General features: G+C 40.6%; 15 protein-coding genes. 8 read left to right on the top strand and 7 right to left on the bottom strand.

Annotated features, from left to right (window positions below):
- The 3 genes from H9X96_RS05530 to topA form a co-directional block, all read right to left on the bottom strand.
- The gene (locus H9X96_RS05530) at positions 1 to 5,565 is read right to left on the bottom strand and encodes an MG2 domain-containing protein (RefSeq protein ID WP_187665317.1); all 5,565 of its coding nucleotides are present in this window, start codon (positions 5,563 to 5,565) and stop codon (positions 1 to 3) included.
- A 70-nt stretch (positions 5,566 to 5,635) separates the two neighbouring features.
- The gene (locus H9X96_RS05535) at positions 5,636 to 6,040 is read right to left on the bottom strand and encodes a hypothetical protein (protein ID WP_187665318.1); all 405 of its coding nucleotides are present in this window, start codon (positions 6,038 to 6,040) and stop codon (positions 5,636 to 5,638) included.
- A gap of 24 nt (positions 6,041 to 6,064) precedes the next feature.
- Positions 6,065 to 8,647 carry a type I DNA topoisomerase gene (topA, locus tag H9X96_RS05540; protein ID WP_187665319.1) on the bottom strand — a complete coding sequence of 861 codons (2,583 nt, stop codon included), beginning with the start codon at positions 8,645 to 8,647 and terminating at the stop codon, positions 6,065 to 6,067.
- Between the two features lie 461 nt (positions 8,648 to 9,108).
- Here topA and H9X96_RS05545 point away from each other — a divergent pair, with 461 nt between their 5' ends.
- Positions 9,109 to 9,621 carry a glutathione peroxidase gene (locus tag H9X96_RS05545; RefSeq protein ID WP_187665320.1) on the top strand — a complete coding sequence of 171 codons (513 nt, stop codon included), beginning with the start codon at positions 9,109 to 9,111 and terminating at the stop codon, positions 9,619 to 9,621.
- A 76-nt stretch (positions 9,622 to 9,697) separates the two neighbouring features.
- Here H9X96_RS05545 and H9X96_RS05550 read toward each other — a convergent pair whose 3' ends face one another.
- The 3 genes from H9X96_RS05550 to H9X96_RS05565 all read right to left on the bottom strand — a co-directional run bounded on the left by H9X96_RS05550 (position 9,698) and on the right by H9X96_RS05565 (position 11,276).
- Positions 9,698 to 10,009: a rhodanese-like domain-containing protein gene (locus H9X96_RS05550; protein WP_187665321.1), complete on the bottom strand. Its 312-nt coding sequence runs from the start codon at positions 10,007 to 10,009 to the stop codon at positions 9,698 to 9,700.
- A 526-nt stretch (positions 10,010 to 10,535) separates the two neighbouring features.
- On the bottom strand, positions 10,536 to 10,736 hold the full coding sequence (locus H9X96_RS05560) for a hypothetical protein (protein ID WP_187665323.1): 201 nt from the start codon (positions 10,734 to 10,736) through the stop codon (positions 10,536 to 10,538).
- 12 nt (positions 10,737 to 10,748) lie between these two features.
- A complete protein-coding gene (locus H9X96_RS05565) occupies positions 10,749 to 11,276 on the bottom strand; it encodes a serine hydrolase domain-containing protein (RefSeq protein WP_187665324.1) in 528 nt (175 codons plus the stop codon).
- A gap of 158 nt (positions 11,277 to 11,434) precedes the next feature.
- On the opposite strand from H9X96_RS05565, the gene H9X96_RS05570 reads away from it, so the two are divergent.
- Both H9X96_RS05570 and H9X96_RS05575 read left to right on the top strand, forming a co-directional pair.
- Complete coding sequence (locus tag H9X96_RS05570; RefSeq protein ID WP_187665325.1) at positions 11,435 to 11,812, top strand: RNA polymerase sigma factor; 378 nt, start codon at positions 11,435 to 11,437, stop codon at positions 11,810 to 11,812.
- Positions 11,813 to 12,142: 330 nt separating this feature from the next.
- Positions 12,143 to 12,424, top strand: a complete 282-nt coding sequence (locus H9X96_RS05575; protein WP_187665326.1) for a hypothetical protein — start codon at positions 12,143 to 12,145, stop codon at positions 12,422 to 12,424.
- Positions 12,425 to 12,438: 14 nt separating this feature from the next.
- Here H9X96_RS05575 and H9X96_RS05580 read toward each other — a convergent pair whose 3' ends face one another.
- The gene (locus tag H9X96_RS05580; protein ID WP_187665327.1) at positions 12,439 to 12,615 is read right to left on the bottom strand and encodes a hypothetical protein; all 177 of its coding nucleotides are present in this window, start codon (positions 12,613 to 12,615) and stop codon (positions 12,439 to 12,441) included.
- A 126-nt stretch (positions 12,616 to 12,741) separates the two neighbouring features.
- On the opposite strand from H9X96_RS05580, the gene H9X96_RS05585 reads away from it, so the two are divergent.
- The 5 genes from H9X96_RS05585 to H9X96_RS05605 all read left to right on the top strand — a co-directional run bounded on the left by H9X96_RS05585 (position 12,742) and on the right by H9X96_RS05605 (position 20,766).
- Positions 12,742 to 13,632: a CorA family divalent cation transporter gene (locus H9X96_RS05585; RefSeq protein ID WP_187665328.1), complete on the top strand. Its 891-nt coding sequence runs from the start codon at positions 12,742 to 12,744 to the stop codon at positions 13,630 to 13,632.
- A gap of 440 nt (positions 13,633 to 14,072) precedes the next feature.
- Positions 14,073 to 15,506, top strand: a complete 1,434-nt coding sequence (locus H9X96_RS22860) for a LuxR C-terminal-related transcriptional regulator (RefSeq protein WP_255431013.1) — start codon at positions 14,073 to 14,075, stop codon at positions 15,504 to 15,506.
- Between the two features lie 237 nt (positions 15,507 to 15,743).
- Positions 15,744 to 16,292 carry an RNA polymerase sigma factor gene (locus H9X96_RS05595; RefSeq protein ID WP_187665329.1) on the top strand — a complete coding sequence of 183 codons (549 nt, stop codon included), beginning with the start codon at positions 15,744 to 15,746 and terminating at the stop codon, positions 16,290 to 16,292.
- Positions 16,293 to 16,349: 57 nt separating this feature from the next.
- On the top strand, positions 16,350 to 17,381 hold the full coding sequence (locus tag H9X96_RS05600) for a FecR family protein (protein ID WP_187665330.1): 1,032 nt from the start codon (positions 16,350 to 16,352) through the stop codon (positions 17,379 to 17,381).
- A gap of 91 nt (positions 17,382 to 17,472) precedes the next feature.
- Entirely contained in the window at positions 17,473 to 20,766 is a 3,294-nt protein-coding gene (locus H9X96_RS05605; protein WP_187665331.1) for a TonB-dependent receptor, read from the top strand.
- Positions 20,767 to 20,773: the final 7 nt, after the last annotated feature.

Genomic DNA, 20,773 nt, shown 5'->3' on the forward strand with positions numbered 1-20,773 from the left:
TTATTTAATTACCTGAACCCATTTCCCTGCAGCTGTACTGCTTATGTTGTTATTGTACATTGCTTCACACTGCACCGCAGATAAATAATAACGGCCGATATAAGCTGCATTCAGCAGCACTTTGTAAGTCACCGTTTCATTTTCCCTTAAGTTGAAATACGTAAAGACACGGTCGTCTCTGATGTCTCTATAAATATACGGAGAGGAAGCAATCGCACTTTCTGTATCACTGATTCTGGTATTGATAATTTCCCAGCCCGAAGGGAAAATCTGAGTGAGTGCCATCTGTTCATAATAGCCCATTTTGCCAGGATTCTTGATCGTTACCTCCGCATAAAAATCTGTGCTTTGCTTTAAGACCGCTGGATCTATTGGCTTACCATTTAACAGTTTGTAGCTGATGCTCATTTCCAATGCTTCCGGATTATTTGGAAGAAAGGTGTTTTGATCAGCAGTAGGCTGTCCTTGTAAGATTAAACGTGCAAATAGTACGCGGTTTCCAGTATTGGTAATGGAAACTGTAGGATTTTTAAAGGTTAAAGGAATGCTGTTTAGGAAGTCTTTGGAATCTTTACTTCCTTTTCTGCCATCCAATACATAGTTATATTTCAGGTTGTTAGCAGCGGTATTTGCGCCGCAGAATTTCGCAATCGACAACAAGCTATAAGCGGTGGTCTGCGTGCTGTACCATTCATTGGTTCCTAATTTGGAAGCTACCGGCTGCAGTAATTTAGCGGCATCTCCTTTACGGCCTAATAAAGTCAGGGTTTCCAGAATCATGGCTTCATCTCTCAAACCGGAACCATAAGTTCCGCCCAATTGCTGGTAAGGCTGTATTTCAATCGACAATCCTTTGATCAAACCATTTGCTGCTACGGCTTGTCCGGCGAGTTGATAAGCCGCTGCCAGGCGCCATTTTGCCGCTACCGACAAGTATTGGAATGCCTTCAGTCTATTCATTGCCGCCATTTCAGGCTTTTTAGCTAGTGCAAGGACGTATAACCTGTAAGACTGAGTAAGATCAGCACCGTAGAAATTACTGCTGTTAGGTGCCCAATTTGAAGCTTTGCCTTTCAGGTAATGTAAAAGCTCATCCAGTAAACCAACAGGTAAGCTGTAACCAGCATTCTGTGATTCAATGAGGAAGTGTGCCCCATAAATACTGCCCCATTCATCAGCGCTGGTTGCACCAGGCCAGTAGCCCAATCCGCCGTCGCCGGTTTGGAAAGCCCGTAATTTATTGATTCCAGCCTTAATGTTTCGCTCTGTTGTGGTTTTCTGCTGTTCAGTAAGCGGTGTTAATTTATTCAAAAACAGTTGTGGGAACACACCAGAAGTAGTTTGCTCGACACAACCATGTGGATACTGCATTAAATAACCCAATCGTTTTTTAAGGTCAATGGGAGGGATTGCCGACAATTCCAAACTACCGGAATTGGTTCCTGTCATTCCAATCGGCGCATAATTCATGCCCCAGTTTTTACCTGGTTCAATCACTGCCGACACGACATTGCTGATATAAGGATTCGGATTGCGAATATCCAGTTCTACATCATAAGCTATTTTCTCATTCCCACTTTGGGCGATCAGTTTAACTTTTGCAATTCCTGTAATTTCAGGAACCTTAATCTCAAAGTACGCCATCTGCTCACCCGGTTGTTTAAATAACAGCTGCTGTGTTTTGCTGCCGATCACCTCCAGGTTGATGGCCTGCAAGGACAGGCTTACATTTTTCAGGTTTTTCTCTGTTGCAAATACGGTTGCAGGCAAGGTGAAATTTTCGCCAGGGCCAATCACCCTTGGAAGGGTGGCCAATAACATCAATGGCTTTTTCACCTGTACACTTTTTTCTGCAGCGCCGTAAGCACCATCTTGACCCGCGATCACCATGGCCCTAACGGCACCGATGTATTGAGGCAGTTTAAACTTATGGGTATTGCTTCCGCCTTTTGACAGACTGAATGGTCCCATATATTTTACCACAGGCACAAAGCGATTTGCTTTGGCAGGATTCAGATTTTTATTGATACTGCCATCACCGCCAATGCTTAAAATCCTTTCCAGATTACCGCCCCAGGCACCCAATACATAATCAAAGAGGTCCCATGTTTTGACACCAAGACCTTCTCTGGCGTAGAAAACTGAATGAGGATCAGGAGTTTTAAATCTGGTCAGGTCTAGTAAGCCTTCATCTACGATGGCGATGGTATAAGTCATCGCTTTCCCGTTTTGCTCACTTACATTGATGTTACTTTCGGTTTCCGGCTTCAGTTTATCCGCCATTTTAATCTGCGGTTTAAGGATGGTTTCCGGATCTTCGATCAATAGAGGAATGACGCCATACATACGAATCGGCAAATCATTTACCGTTTGCGCATGCGGCTGTAAGAGCGTGATATTGGCAAAGACGTTTGGGGTCATGCCTTTCTCTGCTTTGAATTTAAACTGCGTTTGTCCGGCTTTAGTATCCGTCCAAAAGGTTTTGATGACCCTGCTGCCGTTTTCGATGGAGATCAGTGCTTTGCCATCCTGACCAGAAGGAATCGTCAATACGATCTCTTCACCCACTTTAAATTTAGTTTTATTGGCAGTAAAGGACAGCATAGCCGCTTCCGTTGGGTTATTTCCCTGTTCGCGCTGTGCCCATCCTGGCCAATCAATGTAGACCGATTTACCAGTCACATGGCCGCTTTTGCGATCTCTGACCAGCAGGAGGTAACGACCCCATTCCGGTTCATCAACGCGCAAATTCCATTTGCCTTTTCCATTATTCAGGTTTACGCTTTCTTTAGAAACCAGCTTATTGTAGGAGTTCTGAGTAAAGTTTGCATAGGAGTCTTCCTGTTCGCGTTCCCACCACCAGCGCCATTGTACCTTATACAATTCTAACTCTACTTCCTTACTGCCTGCCAATAGCTGTCCATCTCTGTTTACATTGACAATGTCAATCTGATGGTCCTGGCCAGTTAGGAGCATACCCGTTAGCTTGTCGCCAGCCGGGGTTTTAATGCCATAATAATCGGAATATACATGGTAGGGGATGCTGAAATTGTCAATACTGAAATTACCGCCAGCTTCAAATACTTTAATCGAGAAATTGGCCTTCAGCATACCTGGTGCCGTATTGTTCTCATTTAAGTTGGTATTGACGGTGGCCATTCCATTTTCATTCAATGTGCCTTCAAAAATCGTTTTCAATTGCGACTCGAAAACAACGGTTGGATTGTCGAAACTATAATTATCGTATCCTTTAAAGGTCGTTTTCATGGTATTCAGACTCACATCTACTTTTGCCTTCAGGTGTTTACCTGGTGCACCGAATAACCAGTTTGCCGACAATACCGCCGTCGATGTAGCACCAGCGCCTAGATAGGGGCGATTGCCATAGTTGAAATTGATTTTTAAGCGGTTTGGCATCACCGTTTCAATCTTAATGGTTTTAGAGAATACTGCTCCACCGGCTTTTACTTTAGCCAGCCAGTTGCCCGTAGGAGCTGTACTTTCTGTTGCGGTTCTAAAGGCGTAGAAGCCATTTAAAGGTTTTCCATTTACCGCCCTTTTAACCAATTGTCCTTTAGGATTGTACAATTCAAAAGTAACCGGATAGGCACCTGGCAATTTTTTCAGTTTATCTTCCAGAATGAAGGATAGGAATAGGGAATCTCCTGGACGCCATACACCGCGTTCTCCATAAATGAACCCTTTTAATCCATGCTGCACCTGGTCTCCAGCCACATCAAACCTGCTCAATGGCAATGCATTTTCATCGTTTACTTTCAGATAGCCGCGTTCGTCACCCATTTTAGCCACCAATAAAAATGGCTTTCTTTTGGTATCGATGCTGACCATGCCATTGCCATCAGTTTTTACGGTTTCAATGATTTGCCGCTGGTAATCCTGTAATTCTATAGCCACTCCGCTTAGTGGTTTGGCCGTCAGCAGGTCGGTAGCGATGATCAGCATACTGCCATCATTGCCTCCTTTAGCAATCAAACCAATGTTAGAGGCGATCAGATTGCGGCTGGCGAATCTATCGCTTCTGTAGTAAGATGGGGTACAAGGGTTGTCCCTATCTTCCCAGCTGTAACCGCTTGGGTAATAATTATCATATCTCAGCCAGAAATCATCAAATTCATCCAGATTTTCTCTGCTGTAATTTCTAAACTCATCTTCATTCTCATCGATTTCTTTTGAGCTGCCTTCTTCTGCACATTTGAAAAGGTTGTAGGCTGCCCTAAAGCCAATCGTAACGCGGTACATGGCACCAGGTTCTGTCCGGATGATCTTGTCCAGGTCCAAGGTGAAACGGTTCTTTTTATGCAGATTTAAAGATTTATCTTCATCCAGACGCACTGTTTTCTGAACTATTGGTTTACCTACACGACGCAATTCCTGATTGCCGTCAAAACCATTGGTTTGAAAGAACTGAGGAATGTTATTTTCATAAATCTTGATGATCGTTACATCTACTGCTTTCAGGTTGACTGCATCAAATGGCAGTACCAATTTCCCTGAATTCGGAAGAATCGTTCCTTTTCCAGAAATCTCTACGGATGGCAGTTTATTCTCAAATATAATGTTGGCGGTTTTCGCAGCTGCTAGTGTCTTGTTATTGATGTTTTCTACACCTTCGTTTACTGTGAACTGGTAATTGCCTTCCAGTTTATCCGGACTATATACTTTCACCTGACTGGCATCAATAGTGAACCTAAGGTTTGTCAGTTGCGACAAGCTGATTAGTCCATTCAAATCCTGACCTACATTTACTGGCTCGGAGAATTGTACCAATGCAAAATCTTCCATATCCTGTACTGCTTTCATATTCAGGATTTTGAAAACCCCTTTAGCAGGGACTACCAATTCTTCCTGTCCTCTTCTTTCTGCTTTAATCGGATCGCCATTCCAGGCTAAGTTCAATGGCGTTTCGGATTTTCCTTTAGGGATACTGTCTATGCTGAAGCTGGAAGTGTTTTTTGCGGGTGTGTGCTGCCATTTCACTTTTAAAGCGCTTGGGAAATCCACTTTTAAACATTGTTCAATCAGTTTAGGATCTTCCTGATCGGCGGTGTTGATCTCTCCTTTAAGCTTCATGTAGTCCAGCGAAGTGTTGTTCTGAGAAACCAGACCTTCCTGAGTTAAATCCAATCCCGGATTGATGACCTTAAAGTCGAAATCAAAATCTCCCAATCCTTTCTCTGTCTCTGTCACCTCATCGAGGTGGAAAGTTACGTCATAAGTCTCGCCGGATTTTAGTGGTTCATCCGGACGGAATTCTAAAGTCTGCGCATCAATCCAATAAGTTTTTCCTTTGATGGAAGGGGAGCTGCTAAAAAGATCTCTTTTATCTGCTACACCAATGTCGCCCATGGTTTTCACCTGACTGGCTAATCTGATGACGATATTACTCTTTTTAGAGACGGTACCGGAGGTATAGGCCTCTATGTATTTGGCATAGGCCTGATTGTCTGCTCTGGATGTTTTCTTTTTAAGGAAGAAGAAGGTGGCAAGGCCGATAATGACGAGCAAAGCACCGCCAATAAAAAATCCTTTTTGCGTAATTTTCATGAAATATGTTCTTATAGGTAAAGATCATGAAAATTAACAAAAAGGATTGAGATCGGGAATTAAACCGAAATTATTTTATCATTACTCCTGGCTTGTTTACCAATGGAATACGTATCAGGTTCTCGTCAACGATGCTTTCAGGGAGAAAAATGAACTTTTTATCGTAGATCACATTGTCGATATAATAGCTCAGCCAATATTCGTTAGTCAGGCCAAGTACTTCAGGAGCAATTGCTTCTACACCTGAGAAGGACTGAGGCATTACGTTTCCTAAAGAATGACGCAGTACAGAAGTCTGCACTTTTCGGCCATCTTTCTCTCCGTAACCTTTAGAGCTGATCATTACATTTTCCAAAACCTCATTTTTCATATTAACCAGGTATACCGTCCAGTTTTTAAACTCCGGGCTTTCGCTGGTCAATACCACTGCGATGGCGATATCTTCTACTATATTTTCTGGGAGATCCTTTTTCATAATTACACAAGGGCTGCCTATTGGCTATTTCTTTGCTGCTGTTTTCTTTTTTGCAGGAGCTTTTGCCGCTTTAGCAGGGGTTTTCGCTGCTGCTTTTTTCTTTGTTGCTTTTGGTTCAAATGCATTAGGAACCTGCTCAACGATTAGTTTTTTCACTTCTTCCAGAGAAACGGAAGCCAGATCTTCAGGGGTGTATTTTTCAGCTGTAGCAGGGTTTTTACCTAGTTTCAGCATGTCTTTACCGAAACGGATGAAAGGTCCCCATCTGCCGTTTTCAATGGCAATTTTCTCTTCATTCCATTGCTGGATGAATCTGTTTGCCTCTTTCTCTACCTTTTTACCAATTAATTCATTGATATCTGCAGCTGAAAGTTCTTCGAAGTTATATGCTTTTGGTACGTTGATAAATAAGTCGTTCCATTTGATGAAAGGACCGAAACGGCCTTTACCTTTAGTTACAGGTAAACCTTCGTAATGAGCAACAGGCGCATCAGCAGTGATTTTCTCCTGAATAATTTCTACAGCGCGATCTCTATCTACTGATAAAGGCTCCTCGTTTTTAGGAATAGAGATGTAAGCATCTCCCCATTTCACATAAGGACCAAAGCGGCCTACACCTACAGAAACTTCTTTACCTTCGTAATCTTCCAATTGGAAAGGCAGCTTAAATTGCTCTAAAGCGTCTTCAAGGGTCACTGTGGCCACCGACTGAGATTTTGCCAAACTCGCATAACGCGGTTTCTCTTCATCATCATTCTGACCGATCTGTACCAATGGACCAAATTTACCCACTTTAGCATACACGTTCTTTCCAGAAACAGGGTCAACGCCTAGTAAACGTTCTCCATTTGCACGTTCTGCGTTTTCTAAAGTGGTTTCTACCTCCTGGTGAAAAGGGGTATAGAAGGAGTGGAGCATCTTTGTCCATTCCTGTAAACCTTGTGCGATCTCATCAAATTCCTTCTCTACATTCGCTGTAAAGTTGAAATCGACAATCCCTTTAAAGTGTTCTACCAGGAAGTCGTTGACTACTTCACCTATATCTGTTGGGAAGAGTTTTGATTTCTCTGCACCGGTAATTTCTGTTTTAATTTGTTTGCTGACTGCGCCATTCGCCAATACAATCGCAGTAAAGGAACGCGGACGACCATCGCGGTCTTCTTTGACCACATATCCACGGTTCTGAATCGTAGAAATGGTTGGTGCATAAGTAGAAGGACGACCGATTCCCAGTTCTTCCAGCTTCTTAATCATGCTGGCCTCTGTATATCTTGCCGGCGGACGAGAGAAACGCTCTGTTGCATTCATTTCTCTTAAGCTCAATTCCTGACCTTTGGCCAATGGAGGCAACATGTTGCTGCCTTCTGAATCTTCTGCTTCATCATCATCGCTGGATTCTAGGTATACTTTTAGGAAGCCATCAAATTTCAATACCTCACCTTCAGCAACTAAATGCTCTTTGCGCGTACTGATGGCAATCTGTGCGGTTGTTTTTTCAAACTGTGCTTCTGACATCTGAGAAGCGATGGCGCGCTTCCAGATCAATTCATATAAACGCTGCTCTGAGCTGTCGCCGGTAACGCTATGGTGATTGAAATAAGTAGGGCGGATGGCCTCGTGAGCTTCCTGTGCACCTGCAGATTTCGTTTTATAAGTTCTTTGGTGATGGTATTTCTCGCCCCATGCAGAATTAATTTCCGCTGCTGCTGCCTGTAATGCAGTTTCCGATAAGTTCACGGAATCGGTACGCATATAGGTAATACGTCCACTTTCATACAATCGCTGAGCAATCTGCATCGTTCTTGATACTGAATACCCCAGTTTGCGGGAAGCTTCCTGCTGTAAAGTCGAAGTTGTAAATGGAGGCGCTGGGTTTCTTTTTGCAGGTCTGGTTTCTAAACTGGCTACGCTGAATCCTGCCTCGATGCAGTCGTTTAAGAATTTCTCCGCATCTGCTTCTTTTTCAAAACGCTGTGGCAATTCTGCTTTAACCACTTCTTTACCTTTTCCGGTGCTGAATTGTGCAGATACCTTAAATGCAGCTGTTGCATTAAATTTATTGACTTCTCTTTCTCTGTCTACAATTAAACGTACAGCCACCGACTGCACTCTTCCTGCAGATAAAGAAGGTTTGATTTTCTTCCACAATACCGGAGACAGTTCAAAACCTACCAATCTATCCAATACACGGCGTGCCTGCTGTGCATTGACCAGGTTATAATCGATGGTACGCGGATTTTCTATCGCCTTTAAAATTGCAGGCTTAGTGATCTCGTGAAATACAATACGTTTAGTTTTATTTTCTTTTAGTCCTAATGTCTCATATAAGTGCCAGGAAATTGCTTCTCCTTCACGGTCCTCATCGGACGCTAGCCATACCATTTCGGCTTCTTTGGCTAACTTCTTAAGCTCGGCTACTACATGCTTTTTATCGGCAGGGACCTCATAGGTCTGGGCAAAATTATTGGCTACATCGATGCCCATATCCCCCTTTACCAAATCCCGGATGTGGCCGTAACTCGATTTTACAAGGAAATCTTTTCCTAAATACCCTTCAATGGTTTTAGCTTTTGCAGGTGACTCAACTATTAATAAATTCTTCGCCATTCAGAACGTTTTTCTGCAAATAAAGCTATAAATAAGGCTAATTTCAAAATCCGATATGATTTTTATAGTAAATAAATTTGAAAAAGCCATGTTTTAAGTTGTATAAAGTGGTGATTATAGCATATTTATGGGGCGTATTCGAGGTAATGTGTTTTTTTTTGATAAAAAAACGAGGGTGTGAGGAATAGGCTTATAGCGCGAATGTAATTGAGATGTTTTGCTTGATCATGCGGGAATGGCTTCGATTCTACCTTTATAGGAAGCAATTGTTTCCTTTATACTAATAAATAAGATGGATAATCTTTTTCAAATCTCTTAATTAGCAAGGCTATATATGAATGTTTAATCTGTCGGACACCATTATTTGATAAATAAAATTTTTTTTAGCAGTTTAAACCTTATTTTGGGTTCAAACAATCTTTTTGTGCTTAACTTCGTTTACACATTAAAAATATCAAACTATGAATACATTATTAATATTACTGAGCCTGATCTTTACACCGCCGGCAAAAAGTATTTATGATTTCAGCTTTAAAACTATTGATGGTAAAGAGGTGAAATTGTCGAAATTCAAAGGAAAGAAAATCCTGATTGTGAACACGGCTTCTAAATGTGGGTATACCCCTCAATATGAAGATTTAGAAAAACTGAGTAAGCAATACGGTAAGAATGTTGTGTTAATCGGATTCCCAGCTGGTAATTTCGGTGGACAGGAATTGGCTACTAATTCAGAGATCCAGGATTTCTGTAAAAAGAATTTTGGAGTTACCTTTTTATTAAGTGAAAAAGTGAGTGTTAAAGGTGACGACATTAACCCTTTATTCAAATACCTAACCACTGCGTCGAACCCCGATTTTACTGGTGATATCAACTGGAACTTCGAAAAGTTCCTAATCAATGAAAAAGGAGCATTGGTACACCGTTTCCGTTCTAAAGTGAAACCGTTAAGCGAAGAGCTGACTAAAAATCTTTAGTAATTATCTGGCAATTTTATTTAAACCTGTTTCTTTCGAGACGGGTTTTTTTATGGGCTGATGTTCAGGAAATACTTTATAAAAAGTAATTTCTCCATTTTGCAATGCCACCTTTTAGGCTGTACAGATGTTTGGCTGAACCATATTTATCATGTAAGGCTTCTGCAGCAGCCACACTACGTACCCCATGCTGACAAATGAATATGATGTTATGCTCATCTGGGTCTGTATCTAAAAAGTCGGCCAACTCAGACATTGGTACTTTTATATATGTTTTTCCATCAAGCAGAGGTAATTCATGACGTTCTCTTACATCGATGATTAAGGTTGAGTCTTCTTTCTGAAGTACTGTCAGTTGTGTGGTATTTATTTCAGTATATGCTTGCATGAATTGAGCAGAAATATGTTTTATATTTCTATAATGCAAATTTACCGTTTAAATACTGGTTTTGCCGATATTTTTTGTAAATCACATAACAATATTCCTAATTAGGTAAATCGGGGAGGTTACTCTTTGGATCTGGCTGTAGTTGTGATTTTCGCTTTGAGCTAAGTCTGGTTATGTCTATAGCTCTAGTTGTTTTTTGGTATATCTCAGTCGATTTACTAAAAGGGACAATTTAAGACAGGTAAAAGAAATAGAAGAGTTTTACCTACATTGATATTTTCTTAGCAGTCATTTCGCTGTTCTGATTTTTCTGAGACTGATAACCTTTCCTTTGGCATCAACCTTAAAAAGAATCGTAGCGTGCAGATTCCTGGCGAAAAATTGGTGTTTTCCAAAGGGGATCAGCTCTTTCCTGTCATTTCCTACCTGCCCATAAAGTGTATCATGATCTATTATGATTTCAAACAGCGGTGCTGGATTAAATTGATACTTGCCTACATAGCGCTGCATTAACTTGGCAGTTACGCTAATTTTTTTTTCGGGTTTGCAGCTTATTGTGTTGCAGGATACCAATATTGCTCAGTCCTGTACTACTTGTTCTGAAACCTTGAACCTTACCATGTTGATCTTTATCAAAAATGAAGCAGGTCAGACTGTTTTCTAAAACAAAATGTTCTTTTTTATAAGGGATCAAACGTGTTTTTGAGCCACCCAGGAAGTAATACATGAGCTGACCATCTTACGGATTTACCATGTATTCCCCAGGGTTTGCCAATTTGTATACTCCCTGATAAGCTTCCAGTTTAGAGATCGCCATCATCATGGTTTTATAATCATAAGGTTTTCCCAACGCAATGGCCAGCATTTTTGAAGCAAGAATGTCCGGGTCGGCTGGATGATCACAATTTCTTAGAATGGAAATGGACAAATTCTTTTCCGGAAGGTAAGCGGCATAGGTGTAAAACCCGTTAATTACCCCGATGTATTTGACACTTGGAATTCCCTGCACATTTCCTGTTTCCCAGCCATAACCATAGCCAGTTAGCGTCCCGTTGCTCAGCCGGTAGGAGGTATACGCTTTATGAAGGAGCTCCGGTTTTAGAAATTTCCCATCGTACAAAGCAGTATACCATTTTTGTAGATCTTCCGCAGTAGACGCTAGGGAACCAGCAGCATAGGACAGCGTCATACTCAGGTATGCTGCATTTTGGTAACGTCCATTTTTTTGTTCATATCGTGAAATAGTAATAGCTAATGGTGAATACAATTAGGGAGATGGATATAAATAATGTTGCTGATGTGGTTTCCATTTTTTTGCTGATTTCCTCATAAGACTGTATATATTTAGAACTGGTCACATTTGTGACTCTTTTTTCTGAAAGGCAGTCTAACCTATTGTAAATGTAAAATTAACTTATCCTAAGCATGCTATTCGGACGCAACCGTAAAGAAGATCACTTTTTAAAGCAGGCCATTCTCGGTGAGCGAGAAGGTTCTGAATATTTGGTAAAAACCTATCAGAATCTATCCTATACCCTGGCAATTAAAATTTGCGGAAATAGCGAGGATGCTGAAGAGGTGGTACAGGATGCTTTTATGAAAGCTTTTAAGGCATTAGCAGGCTTTGGAAATTCCTACAAATTTTCGAGTTGGCTCTATCGGATCCTTTACCATACTGCTTTAACAAAAAAAACTTCTAGGCGCATGGTCAGCGAAGAATTAAACGAGCAATCAGGTGCAGTCGGTTATTTATTGGGTGAAAAAAAGGAGTTTGGGGCCTTGGTCCATACGGAATTTATATAGTATATTAATGATCTTTTATCGTTTGAACCTATTTGAGGTAAATCTTGTAGGATTGATGATTGCGCTCCCTTTTGGGCGTGGATTGGGGGTTTTAGTTAGAATGAACATACAGGCAGAGAAAGCCAAATAAAAGAAGTGTCGCTTCGATAAGTGCTTGTCAGCCCAGGGCCAGCTGCTTAAAGCATTGAAACATTAACACACGGCGGTTGATTAACCCATTTATTTCAGTAGCATGTAAAACAATATTCTTCTTAGCCTAGTTTATTGTCATTGTCAGACCTTGAGTATTTATTTACTACTAACATTTTCAATTTAAGCGTAAACAACAACATGGAAAAAGAAGCTTTTAACATTCGGGTCGGTTACGGCAAGAAGGAAGTCACCCTGACGATCCTTAAAGAAAAGGATTATTATAAGGTGATCTACTTTGGTGGAATTATGGGCGCTGTTCGTCATGATCGGAACGAATGGGTTTTATTGAAGACTACTGAAATCCCAGCCGGAGACCTTCCAATATATACTCCGGAATTGAAAGGCGAGCACTTGGAGATTGTATTTGATGAACATACAGCACGTGCTATTGGAAAGGAAATTGAGCACCTGAGCTACTAAGCAACCGGTAAAATCTACTTACTGGTCAAAGGTTTCTCAGATTTAAATTTTGGCTCTGCAGCACGCGTCCCATTGTTACATTTACCTAACATCATGTAAATTACCGCAAATATGATAATCGTAGACAAGCAGCCGCCGCCTAATTTTTTTGCGCCCCAGCCAGCAATAATGGTTCTGAAAAAGTTATTCATAAGTTTAAATTTAGGATAGAAGGTTTCAATATAGACATAACACTTTGTGCGTCATTAGGTTTAAATAAAATAGAACAATGAACTAAAATGAGTGTTAACACTAGTACCTTTTATTAAAGAAAATTTATGACTAAAAACCTGGCTGAAAATCAAGGATTCGAATGGATTGACCTCACTGCTCCTACAACAGAGGAGCTTTCCAGCATCGCTAAAAAATATAATTTGCACCCCGCCCTAGTTAATGACTGTCTTCAGCCGGATCATTTACCAAAATATGAAAGGATGGAGGATTATGCCTTTATCATTTTTAGAATACATACGCAAAAGAATGTTGCAGAGGCAGATACTGTTCAGGAGCTTACCCATAAAATAGCATTTTTTTACTCCGATAAATTCCTGATCACGGTTCATCGCAGAACACATGATTTGATCGCACCCATCGCAAAGATGATTAAAAATGAAAAATGCAGCAATACTCTTGATTTATTGAATCTGTTGATCAGCGCCTGTTTAAATACTTATACCGAACCATTAAATAAACTGGCTAAATCCGTGGATTATTATGAAGAGATTGTTTTTTTAAGGCCGAAAAAAGCACCTTTGCTGAAAGGGTTGTACTATTTAAAACGGAAAATTGATTTATTGAAAAGGATGCTGATTCTTTCTTACGATATTATCGATGCATTGGATGCTCAGGAAGGAAATGTGAATACCAGGGACACCCGGGATTTATATGTTAAACACCAGAGTATGCTGGACTCACTGGCTGAAAACATCCATCAGCTGCTGGCCATTTACTTCTCCGCATCTTCTCAGAAAACGAATGAAATTATGCGGGTGCTGACCATCTTTTCGGTATTCTTTATGCCCTTAACATTTATTGTTGGGATCTATGGAATGAACTTCGAGTTTATGCCGGAAGTACATTGGAGGATGGGATATCCGGGAGTGATGGCATTGATGGTCGTGGTAACCGTGGCTATTTATTTTTGGTTCAAAAGAAAAGGCTGGCTGTAATTTTATTATTTTTTTGATCAGGGTAAATGTTGATATTAATGCCGGCAGCGCTTAGACTACCGGCGAGAGAGGCTACAGGTTCGGCTTTTCAAGCCTTTATTGTCGCTATGGTTTAACCTTCGGAAATTAGTATTATTTAAGAAGGGAATGGATTCATTGAATACATCGGTAAACATACAAGGCTAAAAGGCATTATTTCCCACCCGCACGGGTAGTTTTCATAATTTAATGCGTTAAAATCAACCTACCCATTCGGGTAGGTTAAGAAAACATACTTTATATGTTATTGAAATGCAGCAGGTTGCGTCTGTATTGTTGTTTTTAGCAATCAGCATTTTGTTTTCAGAAAGAAAAGAAATCTCAAATTACACAAAGTTATTACAATGAGCACAGTCGAAAAAGATTAGTTTTGAGTTCTATTTTAGCCGTTTCTAGTATAAATGAATTGTTTCCAACCTATTCAATATCGAATTTTTTATCCCCGGATCATCGTTCTGATACTGCTGTTATTACCGGGTGTTTTTGTGAATGGACAAACTGCAGATCGCAGTAGAATTCTAGAGAAAGAGATTTCAAGTTTGATTTTCAAACCTCTCAAAAAAGCACCTTCTTTTGGTTTTGCGGAACATCCAGGCCCAAAGAAAAATCAAGCAGCTTACTGGCTAAAAGGTCAACTTGATGCTGATCAGCTCAATCAACCTTTAACGTTACAGATTTCTTCTTCACATCTTCACCATACCGTACTTTATGGGTATAAAGATGGACAGCTAATTGAAATAAAAGAGCAGGAAAATCTGGCCAGATACGACCAGTTTAACTTTCAAACAGATCGTAATGTCTATTATTTGAAAAGCTCAGACGTACAGCTGAAACAATTGCCTTTGGTGTTGATGGATGCTGCGTCCTTCCAGGAAAAAGAGGGCAAGAGGCTGCTTAGAATTGGCTTTTATTATGGTCTGGGATTGATGTCGATTATTTTCAATTTCGTGTTCTTCCTGATTTTCAAAGACAAGCGCTTTATTGCCTATTGCTTTTTACAGATTGGCGTTTTTGTGGAATTTTTCTATGAAGATGGAATGTTTTATTACTTATCGTCAGGAGAGTTGGTGATGAATAACTTATTGGTTTATACCGTGCCATTCACCGCCGCTTTTGCCTGTGTTTTTTCTTACTATTTCCTGGATTTGAAAGATACGCATAAGCAGTACTGGCGTTATGTGGGCCCGGTAATCGCCCTGGCATTATTGACCTTGATTTTATTTACCATATTCAAATGGGAGGGTTTCCTTCCTATTATAGATTTACTCAGCTTTTTAAGTGCCCTAATCCCTATAAGCATTGCCATTTCCAGGTTTAAGAAGGATGTTTATGCCCGTTTTTTAGTGTTAACTTTCGGGGTCATCGTCATTTTTGGAGCTGGCTTTGTGCTCAATATGAATTTTAACCTGCCCTGGTTAGCTGCTTTTGATATGGATGCATTGAGAATGGTGAGTGCTTTTGAAATTATTTCGATCGGCTTTGCCATCACCTTTAAAGTCAGAGCCTTGCAGGAAGAGAAAGAACATTACCGGACTGAAATCAACAAATACCTGGTGGAATTTAAAGAAAGTGCTTTAGTTGTACCTGGGATTTCCAACTTTCCGGTGAGCACTGAGGAGGATACCCTAGTGATTTTACAAAAGGACTTTCTGCTTACAGAGCGCGAAACAGAGGTGCTGCAAGGGATTTGGGAAGGCTTAACCAATCAGGAACTGGCGAATAAACTGTTCATTTCTCCAAATACAGTGAAGTATCACATCAGTAATTTATATGTGAAGCTGGATGTGAAGAGCAGGACGCAGGCGGTAAGGATTAAAGACAAGGTCAACGCATAAAAAAGGCTTTCAGGCCACAACTCATAAAATCAATTTTTAGTTATTGAGCATTGAAGGTCCTATATTTTTTCAATATGGTAAATATTGAAACCTCATTTAAAAGCAGAAAATGATCATACTTGATGGTATGCCTGGAGAAAGTATCTGTATGGATACATAAATTACAACGATGACTTTAATCAGAATTAACACTATATTTAGTTTTGGCTAATATGTATCTAATAGTTTTGTGCAGAAATGTTAAGCTATATCCATAATTTAAAATCAGGTAACCACGAGTCTTTTGAGATGGTCTTCAGACTGTCTCACAAAAAGGTATATGCCTATTTTTTTAAGAAAACAAACGATGAAGATAAGGCCCAAGACTTAACTCAGCTGGCTTTTATCAAATTATGGAACTTCCGGCACACCTTGTCGGAGGAGCACGAACTGGATGTTCAGCTGTTCCGGATCGCAAGAACGACCTTACTCGACTATTTCAAAAAGGAGAGTAACGACGAACGCAATCTGAAACTCTATTACAACAGCATTTCCGAAGAAACCACAGATCAGCATCAAAAGTTTGAAATCAATCAACAGCTGGAGGTTGCGCTAAGTGTGCTTCCGCCAACCAGGAAAAAGGTTTTCATTTTAAGTCGACTGCAAGGGTATTCTTATAAAGAAATCTCTGAACAGCTTTGTATTTCCCCGAGAACGGTTGAAAAGCACATTTCTTTAGCGATTAAGCAGCTTGATGGTTATGCTTATGTCCCAGTGCTGGTACTGCTGGCAAAATTCCTCGACTAATTTAAATATATTTTTATTCCGTTACGGGTTTCCCTCCAATCCAGTCGTATTGTTAGTATGAGTGTCTCTGAAGCGTTATTAGATAAATATTTTAAAGGACAGTGCAGCCCGGAGGAAAAGCTTCAAGTATTGAACTATTTGAATGCTATTGACGAATTGCCAGATCATTTATTGGGCCAGGCCGAATGGGACGAAACCAATGATGCTCAGCTGGAGGAGCTTAAAAGCGAGGAGATGTTTAACGCGGTAAAAAAGCAGACTCTCGCTAAAACTTACCGCTTAAAATGGATAAAGATCGTTGCTGCAGCTGCAGTTCTGCTGGCTATACTTTCCATTGGCCCATTTAATTTGAATTGGAACCCGAGAGATTCAAAAATAACGCTGGCCAGCAATAAAGCCTTGACTCCTGAAAAAGCAAATCCGATCAATTGGAAATCAGTTGTCAACTATACAGATCATCAGCAATTGGTAAACCTTCCCGATGGTTCTACTGTCAAAATATTTCCTGGGGCAGAATTAAGGTATGCCATTCCTTTTGTGAAAAATAAAAGAGAAGTATTCTTAAATGGAAAAAGCTTTTTTGAGGTTTCAAAAGATACAAACCATCCTTTTGTAGTGTATGCTCAAGGCATTGCCACCACAGCTTTGGGTACCTCATTTACCATTACCGCTCTAGAAAAAAGCAAGTTCATCAAAGTAGAACTCCATACGGGAAAGGTTTTGGTTAAGAACATAGATACTGTCCAGCATATTTCCGCATTCAGCGAAGTGCTGCTGCCTGGAAAAGAATTGGTTTACAACAGCATTCTGAATAAGATCAGCGTATCAGACCACAGGAGTTTACTTGCAAAAGGAAAGAATGGCAGTCAGGATCTCAATTTCCAGCAGGCTTCTTTGGTGGATGTGTTTGATCAATTCGAAAAATACTATAAAGTTAAAATTACTTACGACCGTGCTGACCTCGCTGAGATGTCATTTACAGGAAGTATAAAACCTACGCAATCTATAGAAACGATATTAGAGGAAATTGCTGAACTAAACAAACTTAACCAAATTAAAACTGCCGAAGGGTTCCTGATCAGAAAGTAAATCAAAGAACCATATTAAAACACATGAACCTGCAAGAAATGGCGGGAGTGGAATCTTTTTGCCAAAAAACAACAATCAAACAAATTAGACTATGCTAAAAAAATTTACTACACACTTGTTCTTTTGCCTGCTGATGATGTCAGTGTCGGCAAAGACCTGGGCTCAGACTTCTGAGATTACCGGGATTGTAAAAGACGAAACAGGGCAGCCCTTACTCGGTGCTTCGGTACTTTTACTGAATGTCAAAACCAATGAAAAGAAAGGAATTATGGTCAATTCTGAAGGTCAGTTTTCGATAAAAGGCCTTTCTGCGAATGTTCCATATAACATCAGCGCTTCTTATATAGGCTATGAGACCAAAACCATCACCAATTATATACTGAAACCTGGTGAACAGGCCACGCTGCTGATCCAGTTAAATCCGACAGCAAATAATTTGTCTGACGTGGTAGTGGTAGGTTATGGTAGTCAGAAGAAAAAGGATGTGACCACCGCTATTGCGAGTATCAAGGCCTCAGATCTGGAGAATCAGCCGATTAGTAATGCGGCAGAAGCGATGGTCGGAAAAATGGCAGGGGTCCAGGTTTCGCAAGGTTCAGGTGCACCGGGCGGCGCGCTTGCGATCAAAGTAAGAGGTGTTGGTACCATCACTGCAGGCTCAAATCCGCTGTATGTGATTGATGGAGTACCGATCTCAAATGACAACATCAATACGCTTAATACCAATGATATTGCTTCCATAGAGGTCTTAAAAGACGCTTCATCTGCTGCAATTTATGGATCCAGAGGTTCCAATGGTGTGGTATTGATCACTACCAAACAAGGCAATAATGGCGTAACCACGGTAAGTGTAAACAGTTATACCGGCTGGCAATCGCTAGCGCATAAAATCAAGATGATGGATGCGTATCAGTATGCACAGATGGTATTGGAATCCAGAAATAACTCTTATATAGATGTTATGGAGGCCAATAACAGGAAGTATCTGGCCACTGGAAAGCCATTGGTGAATTATAGCGTGAATGACAACAACGGTCTGCGTTTATTTAATACAGGTAATAATACCAATACAGTGATGCCACTGGAGGTTTTACCTTATCTGCAAGGTCAGCAAGGTTTAACAAATACGGACTGGCAGGACCAGATTTTTAGAACAGCAGCAATTCAAGACCATTCAATATCTGCATCTGGTGGGTCTGAGTCAATGAAATACTATGGTTCCCTGGAATATTTTGATCAGGATGGAATTATTTTAAATAGCGGTTTCAAGCGTTATAGTGGTCGCGTAAACCTGGAAGGTAAAAAAGGTGTGGTTAAATATGGTATTAACTTCAGTCCTTCGGTCACCAATGAAAAGCGAGTGAATGCCAATGGTGCTTATAATGCTAACGGTGGCGGTATTGTGGCCTCAGCATTGCATTATGCCCCAATTTTCCCGGTGTACAATCCTGATGGCAGTTATAATTTTGACCAGAATTCATGGAGTGCAGGCACAAAAACTACCTTGCCTGACAATAGAACTGCAGACGGTAATGGAGGAACACAAGCCTGGAATCCAGTGGCTTTGGCCATGCTTCAGAAAGACGATGTAGCGACCAGCCGTATGACTGGTAGTGCCTTTTTGGAAGCAGAATTGTCAAAGGATTTGAAATACAAAATTCAGCTGGGTGTGGATTTGTTTAACAGTTCTGAAGATACTTTCAGGCCATCAACCTTTCCGCAATCCAATACTGCAGGAAATCCACTTTCTGAGGCTACAGGTTCTTCACGCACGATTAAAGAAACGAATTGGCTGTTAGAGCAAACCCTAAACTATGCAAAAACCATCGGTGACCATAACATCAATGCTTTAGTCGGCTGGTCTACTCAAAAAGATGATTTAAGCGGCAATTACGCTTTTGCTTCTAAAGGATTTATCAGTGATCAGGTAGAATTTATCAAAGCTGGTTTGGTAACCAACGGTACAGCGACAAGAACGCAATGGGCATTGGCTTCCGGTATCGCAAGGCTGCAATATGGCTATAAAGGCAAGTATTTGTTTACGGGATCGATCAGAGCGGATGGTTCTTCTAAATTCGGCAGGAACAACAAATGGGGTTATTTCCCATCGGCTTCCCTGGGATGGAGGTTATCAGAAGAAGATTTCCTGAAAAACTCGGAAACAATTTCTGACCTGAAATTAAGGGCTAGTTATGGGTTAACCGGTAACTTCAACATTCCTAATTACGCGGCACAAGGTTCCATGAACAATTTTGGCTATGTGTTTGGCGGGACTACTCCAGGTGTCATCAATGGTGCAGCACCAATTGCAAAGCCTAATGACGACTTACAATGGGAAAAGACAGCACAGCTGAACATTGGTTTTGACGCGGCATTTTTCAAGAATCAGCTAACTTTATCAGTAGATATTTATAATAGTAATACCAATAACCTGCTGTTAGATGTGCCAGTGCCAATTTCAACCGGATTTGCGACGGAATTGAAAAACATTGGTAAAGTAAACAATAAAGGGATTGATATCAATTTAGGTACACAGCAGCAGTTTGGTTCGGTTAAATGGAATGCGAGTGGAAACTTCTCCAAGAATATCAATAAAGTAGTAGAGCTGGGCCCAGGAAATGCAGACATCATAAAAACAGGTTCTGTTGCCAATGCTTATTTCATCACCCGTGTGGGGGAGCCGATCGGTTCTTATTATTTACCAGTGGTTTTAGGAGTGTTTAAAAACCAGGCAGAAGTGGATGCTTATCCTCATTACCTGGATACACAGGGCAATTATGATGTGAATACCTCTAAACCAGGAGATTTCAAATTTAAAGATGTGGATGGTGATGGGGTGATTGATCTGACGAAAGACAGAGAGATTGTAGGAAATTACCTGCCTAAGTTTACCTATGGTTTTGCTACTTCATTTGAGTATAAAGCCATAGATTTAAATATTGCCATGCAAGGGGTTTACGGCAATCAGATTCTAAACCTTTCCCGCAGATATTTTGCCAATAAAGAAGGAAACATGAACAACATGATCAGTTCGCTGGACCGCTGGAAATCAGAAAGTGATCCAGGAAGCGGTCAGGATGTTAGGGCCAATCGTGCGGCTAAAGGCAGCAATGGAACAACTTCCACCTGGCATATTGAGAATGGTTCTTATCTACGTATCCGCAACGTTGCCCTTGGTTATACTTTACCGGAAAATTTAGCTAAAAAATTAGCGATTAATAAGGTTAGGATTTATGTAGCCATGCAAAACCCATTCACTTTCACCAAATATACCGGCTATAATCCAGAGGTAACCAATCGCAGCGATGCCACTACAAATGGCGAAGATTACGGGGTTTATCCAACAGCAAAAACAACGTCAATAGGAATTAACATCACTTTATAATCATAGA

Source organism: Pedobacter sp. N36a, assembly GCF_014472395.1.
GTDB lineage: Bacteria > Bacteroidota > Bacteroidia > Sphingobacteriales > Sphingobacteriaceae > Pedobacter.

Excerpts from the sequence above, each read along its gene's own strand:
- H9X96_RS05530 (WP_187665317.1), bottom strand. The coding sequence starts at position 5,565 with ATGAAAATTACGCAAAAAGGATTTTTTATTGGCGGTGCTTTGCTCGTC.
- H9X96_RS05535 (WP_187665318.1), bottom strand. The coding sequence starts at position 6,040 with ATGAAAAAGGATCTCCCAGAAAATATAGTAGAAGATATCGCCATCGCA.
- topA (WP_187665319.1), bottom strand. The coding sequence starts at position 8,647 with ATGGCGAAGAATTTATTAATAGTTGAGTCACCTGCAAAAGCTAAAACC.
- H9X96_RS05545 (WP_187665320.1), top strand. The coding sequence starts at position 9,109 with ATGAATACATTATTAATATTACTGAGCCTGATCTTTACACCGCCGGCA.
- H9X96_RS05550 (WP_187665321.1), bottom strand. The coding sequence starts at position 10,009 with ATGCAAGCATATACTGAAATAAATACCACACAACTGACAGTACTTCAG.
- H9X96_RS05560 (WP_187665323.1), bottom strand. The coding sequence starts at position 10,736 with ATGTATTACTTCCTGGGTGGCTCAAAAACACGTTTGATCCCTTATAAA.
- H9X96_RS05570 (WP_187665325.1), top strand. The coding sequence starts at position 11,435 with ATGCTATTCGGACGCAACCGTAAAGAAGATCACTTTTTAAAGCAGGCC.
- H9X96_RS05575 (WP_187665326.1), top strand. The coding sequence starts at position 12,143 with ATGGAAAAAGAAGCTTTTAACATTCGGGTCGGTTACGGCAAGAAGGAA.
- H9X96_RS05580 (WP_187665327.1), bottom strand. The coding sequence starts at position 12,615 with ATGAATAACTTTTTCAGAACCATTATTGCTGGCTGGGGCGCAAAAAAA.
- H9X96_RS05585 (WP_187665328.1), top strand. The coding sequence starts at position 12,742 with ATGACTAAAAACCTGGCTGAAAATCAAGGATTCGAATGGATTGACCTC.
- H9X96_RS22860 (WP_255431013.1), top strand. The coding sequence starts at position 14,073 with ATGAATTGTTTCCAACCTATTCAATATCGAATTTTTTATCCCCGGATC.
- H9X96_RS05595 (WP_187665329.1), top strand. The coding sequence starts at position 15,744 with ATGTTAAGCTATATCCATAATTTAAAATCAGGTAACCACGAGTCTTTT.
- H9X96_RS05600 (WP_187665330.1), top strand. The coding sequence starts at position 16,350 with ATGAGTGTCTCTGAAGCGTTATTAGATAAATATTTTAAAGGACAGTGC.
- H9X96_RS05605 (WP_187665331.1), top strand. The coding sequence starts at position 17,473 with ATGCTAAAAAAATTTACTACACACTTGTTCTTTTGCCTGCTGATGATG.